At 41.0% G+C, this 13,728-nt stretch carries 17 protein-coding genes; 6 read left to right on the forward strand and 11 right to left on the reverse strand.

Annotation, left to right across the window (positions count from 1 at the left end; genetic code table 11):
- Positions 1–38: 38 nt before the first annotated feature.
- From rpsI to AN214_RS01750, 3 genes are all read right to left on the reverse strand, one after another.
- Positions 39–428: a 30S ribosomal protein S9 gene (rpsI, locus tag AN214_RS01740; protein WP_010561591.1), complete on the reverse strand. Its 390-nt coding sequence runs from the start codon at positions 426–428 to the stop codon at positions 39–41.
- A gap of 12 nt (positions 429–440) precedes the next feature.
- Complete coding sequence (gene rplM / locus AN214_RS01745) at positions 441–869, reverse strand: 50S ribosomal protein L13 (protein WP_010561590.1); 429 nt, start codon at positions 867–869, stop codon at positions 441–443.
- 650 nt (positions 870–1,519) lie between these two features.
- Positions 1,520–2,527: a hypothetical protein gene (locus AN214_RS01750; protein ID WP_054978158.1), complete on the reverse strand. Its 1,008-nt coding sequence runs from the start codon at positions 2,525–2,527 to the stop codon at positions 1,520–1,522.
- Between the two features lie 396 nt (positions 2,528–2,923).
- Between AN214_RS01750 and AN214_RS22920 the strand changes: the two genes are divergently transcribed.
- Together AN214_RS22920 and AN214_RS22925 are read left to right on the forward strand one after the other, a co-directional pair.
- Positions 2,924–3,130, forward strand: coding sequence for a hypothetical protein (locus tag AN214_RS22920; protein WP_235576698.1), 207 nt, complete (start codon positions 2,924–2,926; stop codon positions 3,128–3,130).
- An 80-nt stretch (positions 3,131–3,210) separates the two neighbouring features.
- A complete protein-coding gene (locus AN214_RS22925) occupies positions 3,211–3,474 on the forward strand; it encodes a hypothetical protein (RefSeq protein ID WP_235576699.1) in 264 nt (87 codons plus the stop codon).
- A gap of 60 nt (positions 3,475–3,534) precedes the next feature.
- On the opposite strand, the gene zapE is transcribed toward AN214_RS22925, so the two are convergent.
- Complete coding sequence (zapE, locus tag AN214_RS01760) at positions 3,535–4,629, reverse strand: cell division protein ZapE (protein ID WP_054978159.1); 1,095 nt, start codon at positions 4,627–4,629, stop codon at positions 3,535–3,537.
- Between the two features lie 106 nt (positions 4,630–4,735).
- Between zapE and AN214_RS01765 the strand changes: the two genes are divergently transcribed.
- The 3 genes from AN214_RS01765 to AN214_RS01775 all read left to right on the forward strand — a co-directional run bounded on the left by AN214_RS01765 (position 4,736) and on the right by AN214_RS01775 (position 7,909).
- On the forward strand, positions 4,736–5,194 hold the full coding sequence (locus AN214_RS01765) for a ZapG family protein (protein ID WP_054978160.1): 459 nt from the start codon (positions 4,736–4,738) through the stop codon (positions 5,192–5,194).
- A 118-nt stretch (positions 5,195–5,312) separates the two neighbouring features.
- Positions 5,313–6,677, forward strand: coding sequence for a DegQ family serine endoprotease (locus tag AN214_RS01770; protein WP_054978161.1), 1,365 nt, complete (start codon positions 5,313–5,315; stop codon positions 6,675–6,677).
- 155 nt (positions 6,678–6,832) lie between these two features.
- Positions 6,833–7,909: a trypsin-like peptidase domain-containing protein gene (locus AN214_RS01775; protein ID WP_054978162.1), complete on the forward strand. Its 1,077-nt coding sequence runs from the start codon at positions 6,833–6,835 to the stop codon at positions 7,907–7,909.
- 68 nt (positions 7,910–7,977) lie between these two features.
- Here the strand turns inward: AN214_RS01775 and murA are convergent, their stop codons facing one another.
- Genes murA through mlaF form a run of 7 tightly spaced genes read right to left on the reverse strand, consistent with a single transcriptional unit; the run spans position 7,978 to position 12,582 of the window.
- Complete coding sequence (gene murA, locus AN214_RS01780) at positions 7,978–9,237, reverse strand: UDP-N-acetylglucosamine 1-carboxyvinyltransferase (protein WP_054978163.1); 1,260 nt, start codon at positions 9,235–9,237, stop codon at positions 7,978–7,980.
- Between the two features lie 9 nt (positions 9,238–9,246).
- Positions 9,247–9,501 carry a BolA family protein gene (locus AN214_RS01785; RefSeq protein WP_010561582.1) on the reverse strand — a complete coding sequence of 85 codons (255 nt, stop codon included), beginning with the start codon at positions 9,499–9,501 and terminating at the stop codon, positions 9,247–9,249.
- 5 nt (positions 9,502–9,506) lie between these two features.
- Entirely contained in the window at positions 9,507–9,791 is a 285-nt protein-coding gene (locus AN214_RS01790) for a lipid asymmetry maintenance protein MlaB (protein ID WP_054978164.1), read from the reverse strand.
- A 3-nt stretch (positions 9,792–9,794) separates the two neighbouring features.
- Complete coding sequence (locus tag AN214_RS01795) at positions 9,795–10,454, reverse strand: phospholipid-binding protein MlaC (RefSeq protein WP_054978165.1); 660 nt, start codon at positions 10,452–10,454, stop codon at positions 9,795–9,797.
- A 20-nt stretch (positions 10,455–10,474) separates the two neighbouring features.
- Positions 10,475–10,990, reverse strand: coding sequence for an outer membrane lipid asymmetry maintenance protein MlaD (mlaD, locus tag AN214_RS01800; protein WP_054978166.1), 516 nt, complete (start codon positions 10,988–10,990; stop codon positions 10,475–10,477).
- A 10-nt stretch (positions 10,991–11,000) separates the two neighbouring features.
- Positions 11,001–11,780, reverse strand: a complete 780-nt coding sequence (gene mlaE, locus AN214_RS01805) for a lipid asymmetry maintenance ABC transporter permease subunit MlaE (protein WP_010561578.1) — start codon at positions 11,778–11,780, stop codon at positions 11,001–11,003.
- Positions 11,773–12,582 (reverse strand): phospholipid ABC transporter ATP-binding protein MlaF, encoded by an 810-nt coding sequence (mlaF, locus tag AN214_RS01810; RefSeq protein ID WP_010561577.1) that lies wholly within the window; start codon positions 12,580–12,582, stop codon positions 11,773–11,775. The genes mlaE and mlaF overlap by 8 nt, the downstream gene beginning before the upstream one ends.
- Positions 12,583–12,744: 162 nt before the next feature.
- On the opposite strand from mlaF, the gene AN214_RS01815 reads away from it, so the two are divergent.
- A complete protein-coding gene (locus tag AN214_RS01815; protein WP_054978167.1) occupies positions 12,745–13,728 on the forward strand; it encodes a calcium/sodium antiporter in 984 nt (327 codons plus the stop codon).

Consider the following 13,728-nt stretch of genomic DNA (forward strand, 5'->3'; position numbering starts at 1 on the left):
ATAAACCCGGGTTTTGTAATTCTTGTAAACGTAAAAAATTAACGTTTTGAGAATTGAGTGTTCTTACGTGCTTTCTTAAGACCCACTTTCTTACGCTCAACTTTACGAGCGTCGCGAGTAACGAAGCCAGCTTTACGAAGTGAAGAACGAAGAGACTCGTCAAACTCCATAAGCGCACGAGTAATACCGTGACGGATAGCACCCGCTTGACCAGTAGAACCACCACCTTCAACAGTGATGTAAAGGTCAAACTTTTCAGTCATTTCAACTAGCTCTAGTGGCTGACGAACAACCATGCGAGAAGTTTCGCGACCGAAGTATTCTTCGATAGAACGTTGATTGATTACGATGTTGCCAGTACCTGGGCGTAAGAATACGCGAGCACTTGAACTTTTACGACGACCTGTACCGTAGTATTGATTTGCCATGAGTTATGCTCCTTAAATGTCCAGTACTTGAGGCTGTTGAGCAACGTGTGCGTGCTCTGAACCTGCGTATACTTTTAGTTTACGGTACATTTCACGACCTAGAGGGCCTTTTGGTAACATACCTTTAACTGCTTTTTCGATGATCATTTCAGGCTTTTTAGCTTGAAGCTTATCGAAAGTGATAGACTTAAGACCACCTGGGAAACCAGTGTGAGCATAGTACATTTTATCAGTCGTCTTGTTACCTGTTACAGTAACTTTCTCAGCGTTAATAACGATGATGTAATCACCAGTATCTACGTGAGGAGTATATTCAGCTTTATGCTTACCGCGTAGACGGCGAGCGATTTCAGTAGCGATACGACCTAAAGTTTTGCCTTCAGCGTCAACTACGTACCAGTCACGTTTTACAGATTCTGGCTTAGCAACAAACGTTTTCATTTATTAAAAATCCAATGTTTACAATTTAAAAACCACAAGCAGAAAAATTTCTGCTGCTCTATTACACTTGCTTCAACCCCTTCGAGCTCAAGACTTAAAACCCTCAGCTGTGGCTAAACTAACCGAGGTAGAACGGTAAGTGGCGGACGCGGAGTATAGCAAGAGCTGGATAGTTTTTCTACTAATAATTTGAGGAAAATAAAGGTTTTCATTGTCTTTCTGGGTTCGTTACAGAATATTGGAAATTTAGTGATCGGGATAGTGCTTGAGTTGTTGCAAACATTTGCCTCCCTGCGCATATCTTGTGTCATCCATGACACACTCGTTCATTCTTTTTAAACGGCCAAAAAGAGCGAACCACAAATTTATCGGGAATAAATTTGAACAGCGAAGCTGGCCTGAAGGGCGAAATATACGGATGTATTTCGTAATAAAAGCCGCCCCATAAATCAAACTGTCTCTTCTAAAAAAATTTAAATATGAACACAAACGCCATGAAGCGGCATCCATGCCTCAGCATGGCTTGCTCGACCGCTACGCGCCATGTCTCGCATTACTCATTTAAATCCCTTTTTCTGGTTTGATTAAAAGGAGAATACCTATTTACCACTTATTTGCTTTTAAACAATGAAACTAAGTATTCACAGGTATCATTCTGACAGTTCAGTTTCTAATTGAGTGTAATTGTTGATACAGTTTCTATCCTTAGCCTCGCAAATAGTACCTAAGAACTTATTATTTTTAGAGATGTATTCTTCGCTTGTAAGGTTACTTACTAAATCAAACTTTAATTGCTGATTCATCAACATAACAATCACCTCATGCATCATATTACTATAATTATAAACATGTACATTTGGATGGTCGAATTCACTCCACCTATTATCAGCAACAACAATATCTTCAGGTGAGATGTAAACAAAAGCCTTGTTATGTGATTCTTTCAAGTTGCCTATTATGTCTAATTCACGCCCTTTGAGTTCGGCTCGTTCGATAACAATATCTGCAGCTTCTTTCACCTCTTCTTGGCCGAAAAAGTATCTGTCCACACTTGACAAATAGTATTCGCGAAAAGCATTGAGACTAGTTTCAAAATTCGTCATAGGTGCTATAAGATGTAGTGACGAGTTTTCGATTTGCATTGCAATTTGTTGTGCAGGGACAGCCCCCATAGAAAAGCCTATTAAATGGACTTTTTTGTTTTCTTTCCGAATGTATTGAGCTATGGGTTCAACATAACTCATACCAAAACGAAATGTACTCTCATTATTTGCGCTCGGCACAATAAACACTTCTGCTCCTGTAACTTGTGTAAGCCAATCTTGAAACTGTGTCAGTAACTTAAATGGTTGACTATAACCGGCAAATACATAAACAATCTCACCTTCTAAAGGCTTTTCCTCAATTTTTTCAGCAAACTTTGATTGATATAACCAAGTTTGTTTACTGCTACCAAAATCAAGATTGAACACCATAGTGTGAGAATACCCATCAGCTTGATATACCTTTGTACAATTGTTTGCGTTTCCGCATACATCAATCTCTTTCGCTGAAAGGTTTATGTTTCCTTGGATATCCTCTGATTTGGTAATTTTATTAGCAATAATAGAAGAGCAACCAGATGATATGAGCAAGCAAAAAACGATAAGGTACTTCATTTTATGTCCATATAGTTAAAAATCCTTTGCGATATACTTCTTTGAATTTTCAAAAATGTCAATAAATTGCAACATTGTTGAGCTGAATTTCACTTTCTAATGGTTTAGGGGAATAACGTTTTTTTGAGTACTAACTGATTTGAACCACTTCATATTATCCTAGCTCTCACAGTTTCATAAAACAACTTCGCATGACCTACTACGCAGTATATTTGTATTTTGGATGGAACTAGGTAACTCAAGAGGAACAAGTCTATAAATGAACTCAATCTCTACAACTAAAAGCGAAACTCAACCTCTACCAAATATACATTAGCTACACTACAATTAAGCACTCATCCAGCAACTTCCCCAGTATTGCTACTAACAAAAGATAATCACTATAAGAAAATAATCATGTATGTAAAAACACTACTTTTAGCAACACTCTTTTCAATCTCCGCGCTTTACGCTGGGCAAACCCTCGATGCGAGCCAATGGCGCTATGCAGTTGACCCGCACGGCAGTACTGCAAGTTATGAAAAGCCTCTGGTTAAAGAAGAGTATGTGGGGTTGCTTTCAACCGTGTACCTCGCGTTGATACACAGAATAATTCGTGGGTAGAGTTAATTTACGATCTGCCGAATAAGTCATTAAACGACATTGCGAGTATTGAACTCACCTATCAAAGCGACAAACCGCTTGTGGTTAAGTTATCGCAGAAGGATTATGGTGGAAAAGGTGATAAAAGCTATGCCCACTATCAAGCGCTTTTACCAAGCGCTAATCAATGGCAAACGCACACGTTAACCTTAGGTGATTTCAACCGCCCAGATTGGACGCCAAACTGGTCAAAGGATAAAGGCATCACAAAAGCGAATGTTTCTGCACTTTATTTTGTGCCAAATCTAACCGATGAAAAAGGTGGTAACGCTTGGATAAAAATAAAAAACGTAAAGTTGAAGTAGAAAAAAAGGTTAAAAAAACTAGAGCCTAAGATCTAATTTCTTTACGTTAAACAAGCCTTGTTAGGCTAAATGCTCGCGTCCTAAATACTCTAAGCTTTGCATTTCTTGTAAGCGGCTAATACAGCGTTTAAATTCAAAGTCTAAAATACCGCCAGTATAAAGCTCTTCTAATGGTGCAATCGCTGAAATGATTAAAGTTACATTACGCTCATAGAACTCATCAACTAAAGCAATAAAACGGCGCGCTGCGTCGTCATTAGCATGTTCCGACCCCATATGAATTACATTTGATAGCAACACAGTATGATAAATACGACTGAGTTCCATGTAATCTACTTGGCTACGCGCAGTTTCACATAACTCGCTAAATTCGAACATCACTATGCTGTCAGCTTCTTTGCGCGTCGTAAGGTTACGTCCCTCAATTTCAATAACCTTATCCAAGCAACCGGCTTCAGGCGATAATTTATCGAAGTACTCAAATAAATTTTTATCTGCCTGCGCATCTAACGGGCTGTGATAAATTTCTGCTTGCTCAAGCGTACGCAAACGGTAATCAATGCCCGAATCAACATTAACCACCTCAGTATTCGCATTAACTAAATCAATTGCTGGCAGAAAGCGTGCACGTTGTAAACCATTGCGATAGAGCTCATCAGGCACAATATTGGATGTAGCAACGAGTACTATGCCGCGCTTAAACAGCTCTTGCATTAAACCGCCCAATAGCATGGCGTCGGTAATATCTTGCACAAAAAACTCATCAAAGCAGATAATATCCGCTTCGCTTTTAAATTTATCAGCAACCTTTTCAAGCGGATCTTTTACGTCTTTTAGCAGCTTTAATTCATCATGTACACGGTGCATAAAACGGTGAAAGTGCACTCGCATTTTGCGCTCAAACGGCAGCGAATCAAAAAACGTATCAACCAAATACGTTTTACCACGCCCAACCCCGCCCCAAAAATATAGGCCTTTTATCGGCTTTACTTCTTGTTTTGAAAAAAGGCTGGCAAAAAAGCCTTTTTTAGACGGTGGCTGTGCCGTTAAATCGTCGTACAAACGTTGCAAATGACGCACTGCATTTTCCTGCGCAGCATCATGGTGAAAGTCATCGCGAGTTAAATCTTGTTGATATTTTTGCCAAGGGGTCATGATAAATACAAAGCGTTACTGAAATTTTGATGTAAAATATTAACACGAGCGCAATCAAAGCGTATATTTAAACTATCTATTTTGAAAAATTATAAGGCTTAATAGTATGAGTACAGCCATTTGGATCACCCTATTAGTAGTCACTGCCGTTGCTAGCTTTTTTATCGGAAGCCTAATTACCAAACGTCAATACGAACATGATGAGCTCGAAAAAGAAGTAGAAAAAGCGCAAGGTGACCTTGAGCAATTTAAACAAGATGTGGCCGACCACGTTGCTCACACCAATAAACTTGTTAATAAAATGCAAGACAGCTACGTGCAGCTAGTTAAGCATATGGAAGAAACTAACAAGTTATTAGTTGCTGAAAAAAACGTAGAAGTCGTGCCTTTCTTCTCACAAGAAGCGACCGAGATTTTGTCTGAGACACGTAATAACGACAAAACTCGCTCTGAGTTATTAGCACGAAACGCTGAATTACAAGCAGCGCCAGCCGACTTTGTCACTGGCGAATCGGGCATTTTCAGAGGTAACAGCTCAGAAAACAAGCAAACAGAAAGTGCTTAATCGCATCTTGATGAACTTTTTTTTGACCCCATAGTCATTATAAGTAACTGGCTGGTTTGCCGCTAACAAGAAAAAGCAAATCAGCTACCCTTTTGATTTAAGGAGCGTTATTTTGACTATGAAAACTAAATTTACCGTTTTAAGTGCAGCGATACTATCTGCAACTCTTTTAGTTTCACCGGCAATTAGCCATGCAAAATTACCTGTTTCGGTTAACGGACAACAACTGCCAACGCTAGCGCCTATGCTAGAACGCGTAACCCCGGGTGTTGTAAGTATTCGCGTATCTGGTTCCAAACAAGTACGCCAACGCGTTGACCCGTTTGATTTCTTTTTTGGTAACCCGCAGCGCCAGCCCCGCGCCGAAAAACGCCCGTTTAGTGGCTTAGGTTCTGGCGTGATTATCGACGCGAAAGACGGTCATATTGTTACCAACAACCATGTTATTCAAGACGCTGAAAAAATTATTGTCACCTTACAAGATGGCCGCGAGTTTGAAGCCAAGTTAGTTGGTAGCGACCCTCAGTCTGATATCGCATTACTTGAAGTAGAAGGCGATGATTTAACTGAAGTAAAATTAGCTGATTCAGACGAGCTGCGTGTCGGTGATTTTTCAGTGGCGATTGGTAACCCATTTGGGCTTAGCCATACAGTAACCTCAGGCATAGTAAGTGCGCTTGGTCGCTCAGGCTTAAACATTGAAGGTTACGAAGACTTTATTCAAACCGATGCAGCAATTAACCAAGGTAACTCTGGCGGTGCACTGGTAAATTTAAACGGTCAATTAATCGGTATTAACACTGCAATTTTAGGCGCATCTGGCGGTAACGTTGGTATTGGTTTTGCAATTCCATCAAACATGATGAAAAGTCTTATAGACCAAATTTTAGAATACGGTGAAGTTCGCCGCGGTAGCTTAGGTATTCGCGGTGGTGATGTGAATGCTGGCGTAGCGGAAGCATTTGACCTAGAAACCAAACAAGGCGCTTTTGTAAACGCAGTTGATGAAGATAGTCCTGCTGAAAAAGCGGGTTTAAAGGTGAATGACGTAATCACCAGTATCGACGGTAAGAAAATCCATAGTTTCTTAGAGCTACGCAGTAAAATCGCAACCGCTGGCGAAGGTAAAACTGTGAAGTTAGGAATTATTCGTGACGGCAAGAGCAAAACCGTTAAGGTTAAACTTGGCGGGATTTCAGATGTTGCAACCTCGGCAGATAAACTACATCGCAATTTAACGGGTGCAACGCTAGAAGCCGGTGAAACGAACGATGGCAAAGAAGGGGTTTTAGTCAAATCGATTGATTCTAGCCGTGCACCAGCTGCACGCGTAGGACTAGAAGAAGGCGATGTCATCTTAATGGTTAACCGTACCCGTATAGATTCTGTGCGCGACTTAACCAAGGCAGTTGAAGATGTACAAGGTTATATTTTCCTACGAGTTCAACGTGGCTCTCGTATTTTTAACGTACAAATTCAGTAATCTCTGCCGTTCAAAAAATAATACAACTTGCTAATCCAAGCGCCCAAAGTAATTTGGGCGTTTTTTATGGATTAGTGTTAAAACCTGCAACTTGCCGAATAGTCATATTCTTGCCACAATAAACACCCTTTGAAAATAATAATTAACGGCTCAGCGTGTTAAAGAAGCTTCAGTTTTTGCTTACTCCTATTTTGTTAGGACTTGGTTTTGCCTTTATCTACCTATTGGTATTTTCACCAGAATTATTGCGTGAACAGCTTTCAGCAAATAAAGCGCCACTTAATGCTAGCCATTTAAGTTTTGCTAACGCGGTAAAAGCCGCATCGCCTGCTGTTGTGAACATATATTCAGAATCAGTTAGCAATCGCCCTCGCAGCCTGCGCCCATCAACGCCTGTAAGAGAGCTTGGCTCTGGCATTATCATGTCCAAAAAAGGCTATATTCTCACTAACTATCACGTAATTAATAACGCAGACCAAATTTTAGTTGTACTAAACGATGGCCGACAATTTACTGATGTACAGCTTATTGGCTTTGACGTACCTACGGATTTAGCATTGTTAAAAATAACCGCTGAACATCTACCGGAAATCCCAACCAATAACGACTTTATCCCACAAGTGGGCGACGTCATTTTAGCAATTGGTAATCCATTAAACTTGGGCCAAACAATTACGCAAGGCATTATTAGTGCCACCGACAAAACTAATATTGCGCAAACCCGCCATACCCGATTTTTACAAATGGATGCCGCGGTTAATACCGGTAATTCGGGTGGAGCAGTGATTAATACCAACGGTACACTAGTGGGCATTACCTCAGCTAAGTTTAAGCATGCGCGCAATTTAGAAGTGCAAGGTATTTTCTTTGCTGTGCCCTACTCGCTTGCCAAAGAAGTGATGGATAAAATAATTAAGTATGGCCGTGTTATTCGTGGCTATATTGGCTTTGATGCAGACCCTGTCGATAGTTCAGGTCGTTTTGTGAGAAACAATCACACTCCTGTATATGGCATGCGCATTGCTCGCCTCGACCCGTTGGGCCCTGCATGGCAAGCAGGCTTTGAACTCAACGATATCGTGACAAAAATCGATGGTAAAAAAGTCGTGAATACCAATACAACATTGGAATTAGTAACGAACACACCTCCAGGTAGCGTATTAAACTTTACAATTATTCGTGAAGGTAAAGTTATTGAAGTGCCAGTCACTGTTGGTGAGTTACAGTTCTAAAATAGTAGCTTTATAAAACAAAAAGGCCGCATATGCGGCCTTTTTTGATTCTTCAATAATCTAGGTGATTAAGCTTTACGACGCTTAATTTTAACGCCTAAACCACCTAGTTTATCTTCAATGCGCTGATAACCTCGGTCAACGTGGTAAATGCGGTCTACCACGGTTTCACCTTGTGCAATTGCACCTGTCAGTATCAGACTCGCTGAAGCACGAAGGTCTGTCGCCATTACCTGTGCGCCACTAAGTTGCTCAGTGTGCTCACAAATTGCGGTATTACCTTCTAAGCGAATATTCGCTCCCATACGCTTTAGCTCTGGCACATGCATAAAACGGTTTTCGAAAATCGTTTCTGTAATCGTTGCACTGCCTTCAGCAACCACATTTAACGCTGTAAATTGTGCTTGCATATCGGTTGGAAAGCCTGGGTGCGGAGAGGTTTTAATATTAACCGCTTTTGGCATGCGACCACGCATATCAAGATAAATACTGTTATCCGTAAGCTCAATGTGTGCGTTAGCATCACGTAGCTTTTCAATAACAGGCTCTAAACTAAAGTGGTCAGTGCCATGACATAGCACTTCGCCTTTTGCCATTGCCGCTGCAACTAGGTACGTACCCGTTTCGATGCGATCTGGCAAAATGCGATGCTGACAACCTTTTAGCGACTCTACACCGGTTACTTCAATACGATCCGAACCTGCACCTGAAATCTTCGCCCCCATAGCACTTAGATACTTAGCTAAGTCGGTGATTTCAGGTTCACGTGCTGCGTTTTCTAATACAGTGACACCGTCTGCTAAGGTTGCCGCCATTAGTAAGTTTTCGGTAGCACCAACACTCACCACATCCATAAAGATGTGCGCGCCTTTCAAGCGACCGTTTACTTTGGCATTAATGTAACCACCTTCTACCGTGATTTCAGCGCCCATTTTTTCAAGACCTGAAATATGAAGATCAACTGGACGAGCACCAATAGCACAACCACCAGGTAGCGAGACCTGCGCCTCACCAAAACGAGCCAATAACGGCCCTAACGCTAAAACAGATGCGCGCATCTGCTTTACAAGCTCGTATGGCGCAAGCACTTTGTCTATAGTCGCGCCATCAACGATTAAATCATCTTGCTGCCATTCAACTTTAGCGCCTAATGTTGATAGTAGTGCTTCCGTGGTATTAATGTCGCGCAAACGCGGTACATTGGTAAAACGGCTTTTGCCGTTAGCGAGGATTGCTGCAAATAAAATTGGAAGTGCGGCGTTTTTAGCGCCTGAAATAGTCACTTCTCCGGCAATAGTGCTGCCGCCTTGAATAACAAATTGATCCATTTATGCCACCTATAGCATCATCAATTTGCGATCACGTTCCCATTGTTCTGGCGTGTAGGCTTTAATTGATACGGCATGCATTGTGCCGTCAGAAATCTTTTCCATTAATGGTGCGTAAACCATTTGCTGCTGCTTAACGCGCGACGCGCCAGCAAAACACTCACCTACAACAATCAGTTCATAATGACTGCCTTCGGCTTTTACTTTAATAAAATCAAGCGATAATGCTTGCGATAAAATATCTTCGACTTGTTTAGGATCCATTAACTCTACTCAAATAAATTCTCTACGTGACCCAATTGCATTAGCTTTTTGAGTTGCTCAGGTAAGTGGACAAGTTTAAGGCTTATATTGTTCCGTTGCAATTGTGAGAAATTATAGATGAGCCAAGCAAGGCCTGCAGTGTCAACTTTAGCAACCTCGCTCAAGTCGAGCGTTAGGGTTGATTGAGTTGGAACTTTGGGTAGTTTAACACTCGGTACTGAGTAGCGATTAAGCTCGCCACTCAATACATAAGTTGTGTCATCAACCGCTTTTAACGTAAGTAAAGACATTACTTATTCACCAGCAAATTGCACTGGCAACTTGCTCTTTTTATCTAGCATATCAATTACGTAACCAAGGCCCTCTGTACGCAAAATACCGTGAAACTCTGATTGCTTAGCATCTAATAAGCTAATGCCTTCAGGTAACATATCGAAACCTTTCCATTCGCCTGATTTAGTTTTGCGTACTTTAAAGTCGATGTTGATATCTGGCTTACCTGATTCAACAATTTTAGTTTTAACAAGCACTAACTTATCGTCTGAAAAGTCTTGAGCTGGTGCAAATTCTACTTCTTGACCACGATATTGCGTAAAAATACCCGCATAAGACGTAATTAAGTATTCGCGAAATACATCAATAAAGCGTTTAAGGTTTTCAATTTCCGCCTTTTGCTGTTCTTTATCTTTAATATTACGCACTTTAGAAATATAGCTACCAAGCACACGCTGCGCCGCATAACGATAATCGATATAAGGAAGTAGTTCTTGCTCAACCACTACTTTTAAATGGTTTTTATCTTGTTCAATAATCGCTTTATCTTGAGTGATACGAGCAAAGGTATTCTCCGCAACCGTTCTCACCATTAAATACGGGTTACTTTCATCCACTTCTTTAGCAACTGATACACTCGATGCCAATACCAGTAAAATCGCAAATAAATATTTCATCATCTTAACTATTACAATCCTAATTAATCGTTACTTTGGTTAAACAAAAACTGACCAATAAGCTCTTCCAATACCAGAGCTGATTTCGTATCAGTAATAAAGTCACCATCTTTTAAAACCTTTACTTCTTCGAGGCCAAACATTTCACTTAGTTCATCCTCACCATTCATATCTTTGTGCGCAATCACACCTGGGTTAATACCTAAATACTGCTCACCAAGAATGCCTGAAGTTAATATATTGACCGACGTAGTCTCGGTAAAATTGCTGTATTCTGTCGCAATTTTCATGTGCACAACAGGCACATAGTCCGTAGGGTCTAAATTAATTGCTTCTACACGACCCACTACAACACCACCCACCTTGATTGGTGAACGCACTTTAAGTGAGCCTATATTGTCGAATTTTGCATAAAGGCTGTAAGTATCGCCGTTGCCGCTCATTCCCGCATTTGCTACCTTAAGTGCCAGCATCACAATTGCTGCTATACCTAAACTAACGAAAAAGCCTACTAATATTTCAATTTTCTTCGAATTCATTTTTTACCCTTTACGCGCCAAACATAATTGCTGTTAGCACAAAATCTAATCCCAAAACTGCCAATGATGACTGCACTACGGTTTCTGTTGTTGCTTTACTAATACCTTCAGAAGTTGGTACACAATCGTAGCCTTTATAAAGTGCAATCCAAGTCACAACAAAGGCAAATACCACGGCTTTAATTGCGCCATTTAAAATGTCTTTTTCAAACGATACTTGTGCCTGCATAATTGACCAAAAACTACCTGAATCCACACCAAGCCAATCAACACCAACAATATGTGCACCAAGAATCGCTACCGCCGAGAAAATCATCGCAAGCAACGGCATACTAATCATGCCTGCCCAAAAACGTGGCGCAATCACACGTTTTAGGGGATCTACAGCCATCATTTCTAAACTAGTCAACTGTTCTGTTGCCTTCATTAAACCGATTTCGGCAGTTAATGCACTGCCTGCGCGACCAGCAAATAACAATGCCGTTACTACTGGGCCTAACTCTCGCAATAAGCTCAGCGCAACCAATGGGCCTAGGCTGTCTTCAGCACCGTAATCCACCAATACTGTGTAGCCTTGTAACGCCAATACCATGCCGATAAAAAGGCCTGAAACTAAAATAATAATCAGTGATAAAAAGCCAACCATATAAAGTTGCTTTATCAATAATGGTGTGCCCTTTTTGAAATTTGGCACACTAAAAATAGCGCCTAACAACATAATTAGCGCACGGCCTATGCCTGCTAGTGTGTCTAGTGTATTGCGGCCGATTGTTTGAATAGTATTAACCACGTTCGCTTCCCATTAATAAATCTTGTTCGTATGGCGCAGCATCAAAGTGGAATGGCACAGGGCCATCAGATAGCCCTTGTAAAAACTGTTGAACTAACGGCGATTTTGACTGAGCGACCTGTTCAGGTGAACCTTCGCCAATCACTCCTTTATCCGCTAAAATCACGACATGATCCGCAATACTCATCACCTCTGTCACATCGTGCGTTACTACCAAAGAAGTGATATTAAGTGTTTGGTTTAATGATTTGATTAACTTAACTAACACGCCCATTGAGATTGGATCTTGGCCCGCAAAAGGTTCATCGTACATGATTAATTCAGGGTCGAGTGCAATTGCCCGAGCCAGTGCCGCACGCCTTGCCATACCACCTGAAAGTTCTGACGGCATTAAGTCACGCGCGCCACGTAACCCAACCGCTTCTAATTTCATTAATACGATAATACGGATAACATCTTCTGACAGTTTAGTATGTTCACGAAGTGGAAAAGCAATATTGTCAAACACGCTCATATCAGTGAATAGAGCGCCGCTTTGAAATAACATACTCATACGTTCACGCGCTTGGTATAACTCGCTGCGTGACATTTTCGGAATGCTTTCACCTGAAAACAAAATGTCGCCTGAATCGGGTTTCAGCTGACCACCAATCAAACGCAACATGGTTGTTTTACCAATACCACTTGGTCCCATTATCGCGGTGATTTTTCCTGTAGGAACGCTAAAGCTCATGTTTTGATAAATCACTCTATCGCCACGAGAAAAGGTAACGTCCTTTATTTCAACTAAACTTTGCGACAAGTCGCTCTCCTAGAATTAATTGCGCACTGTATTCTAAGCGTTTTAAAAATGTTGTGAAACCTATGAAAAAGTAAATATTTGTAATAACACTTACAAAAGCTGTGTTTTAAATCCAGATTTGATATTATTTGGTGTTATCTAAATTTTGGTTTTTATTCAATAATGTTGTTATCAATTGCTATTTTAATTGCAGGATTTGTCGGCTTAGTTTGGAGTGCGGATCGCTTTGTTTTTGGTGCGGCTGCACTGGCAAAGAACTATGGTATTCCAACATTAATTATTGGTTTAACAATTGTCGCGATGGGCTCATCGGCACCAGAGATGATGGTATCGGCGCAAGCGGCGCTAGCAAAACAAACAGACACTGCTGTCGGTAACGCGGTTGGTTCAAATATTACTAATATTCTGCTAGTACTTGGTATTACTGCACTGTTGCGCCCGCTGAGTGTGTCATCGAGTACGCTAAAACGTGAAATGCCAGTCGTAATGCTAGTATCCCTTGGTGCTTGGTACATTTTATCGGACAACTATTTAGCATTTGGTGAAGGTGTTGCACTGATGGTGAGTTTCTTCATTTTTATTGCTGCAGTGACCATTATCTCGGTAAAACAAAGCAAAGCAGCCAATGCCGAACACGATCCCTTCGTTGACGAAGCCTGTGACGAAGTGCCTGACAATGTACGCACACCGATTGCGCTTATGTGGTTAGTTATCGGCATGGCGATTTTACCTATCAGTTCACATTTTATTATTGAATCAGCAACCGACATTGCCAAACTATTTGGTATTAGCGATTTGGTGATTGGCCTAACTATTATTGCAATTGGTACCAGCCTCCCTGAACTTGCGGCATGTGTTGCTGGCGTACTTAAAAATGAAGACGACTTAGCGCTAGGCAACATTATTGGCTCAAATATCTTTAACCTGTTAGCGGTATTGTCGCTTGCGGGCATTATTAATCCATCAAGCGTTGATCCTGCAGTATCAAGCCGCGATATCTTAATTATGTTAGGTGCAACAGCAGCACTTATTGCAATGAGTTTGAGTATTCGCGGTTCACGCCGTATTAATCGTGTTGAAGGCGGTTTGTTGTTAGCTGCCTTTTTAGGATATCAATACCTTATTTTCTCAACAGTAAGCGCTTAA

It is taken from the genome of Pseudoalteromonas sp. P1-9 (assembly GCF_001399975.1).
Lineage (GTDB): Bacteria > Pseudomonadota > Gammaproteobacteria > Enterobacterales > Alteromonadaceae > Pseudoalteromonas.

Bases quoted from the DNA above. Each gene is read 5' to 3' on its own strand.
- AN214_RS01795 (WP_054978165.1), bottom strand. From the start codon at position 10,454: ATGATGAAATATTTATTTGCGATTTTACTGGTATTGGCATCGAGTGTA.
- AN214_RS01790 (WP_054978164.1), bottom strand. From the start codon at position 9,791: ATGTCTTTACTTACGTTAAAAGCGGTTGATGACACAACTTATGTATTG.
- AN214_RS01785 (WP_010561582.1), bottom strand. From the start codon at position 9,501: ATGGATCCTAAACAAGTCGAAGATATTTTATCGCAAGCATTATCGCTT.
- AN214_RS01750 (WP_054978158.1), bottom strand. From the start codon at position 2,527: ATGAAGTACCTTATCGTTTTTTGCTTGCTCATATCATCTGGTTGCTCT.
- AN214_RS01765 (WP_054978160.1), top strand. From the start codon at position 4,736: ATGAGTACAGCCATTTGGATCACCCTATTAGTAGTCACTGCCGTTGCT.
- murA (WP_054978163.1), bottom strand. From the start codon at position 9,237: ATGGATCAATTTGTTATTCAAGGCGGCAGCACTATTGCCGGAGAAGTG.
- rpsI (WP_010561591.1), bottom strand. From the start codon at position 428: ATGGCAAATCAATACTACGGTACAGGTCGTCGTAAAAGTTCAAGTGCT.
- zapE (WP_054978159.1), bottom strand. From the start codon at position 4,629: ATGACCCCTTGGCAAAAATATCAACAAGATTTAACTCGCGATGACTTT.
- AN214_RS01770 (WP_054978161.1), top strand. From the start codon at position 5,313: ATGAAAACTAAATTTACCGTTTTAAGTGCAGCGATACTATCTGCAACT.
- AN214_RS22920 (WP_235576698.1), top strand. From the start codon at position 2,924: ATGTATGTAAAAACACTACTTTTAGCAACACTCTTTTCAATCTCCGCG.
- mlaD (WP_054978166.1), bottom strand. From the start codon at position 10,990: ATGAATTCGAAGAAAATTGAAATATTAGTAGGCTTTTTCGTTAGTTTA.
- AN214_RS01815 (WP_054978167.1), top strand. From the start codon at position 12,745: ATGTTGTTATCAATTGCTATTTTAATTGCAGGATTTGTCGGCTTAGTT.
- rplM (WP_010561590.1), bottom strand. From the start codon at position 869: ATGAAAACGTTTGTTGCTAAGCCAGAATCTGTAAAACGTGACTGGTAC.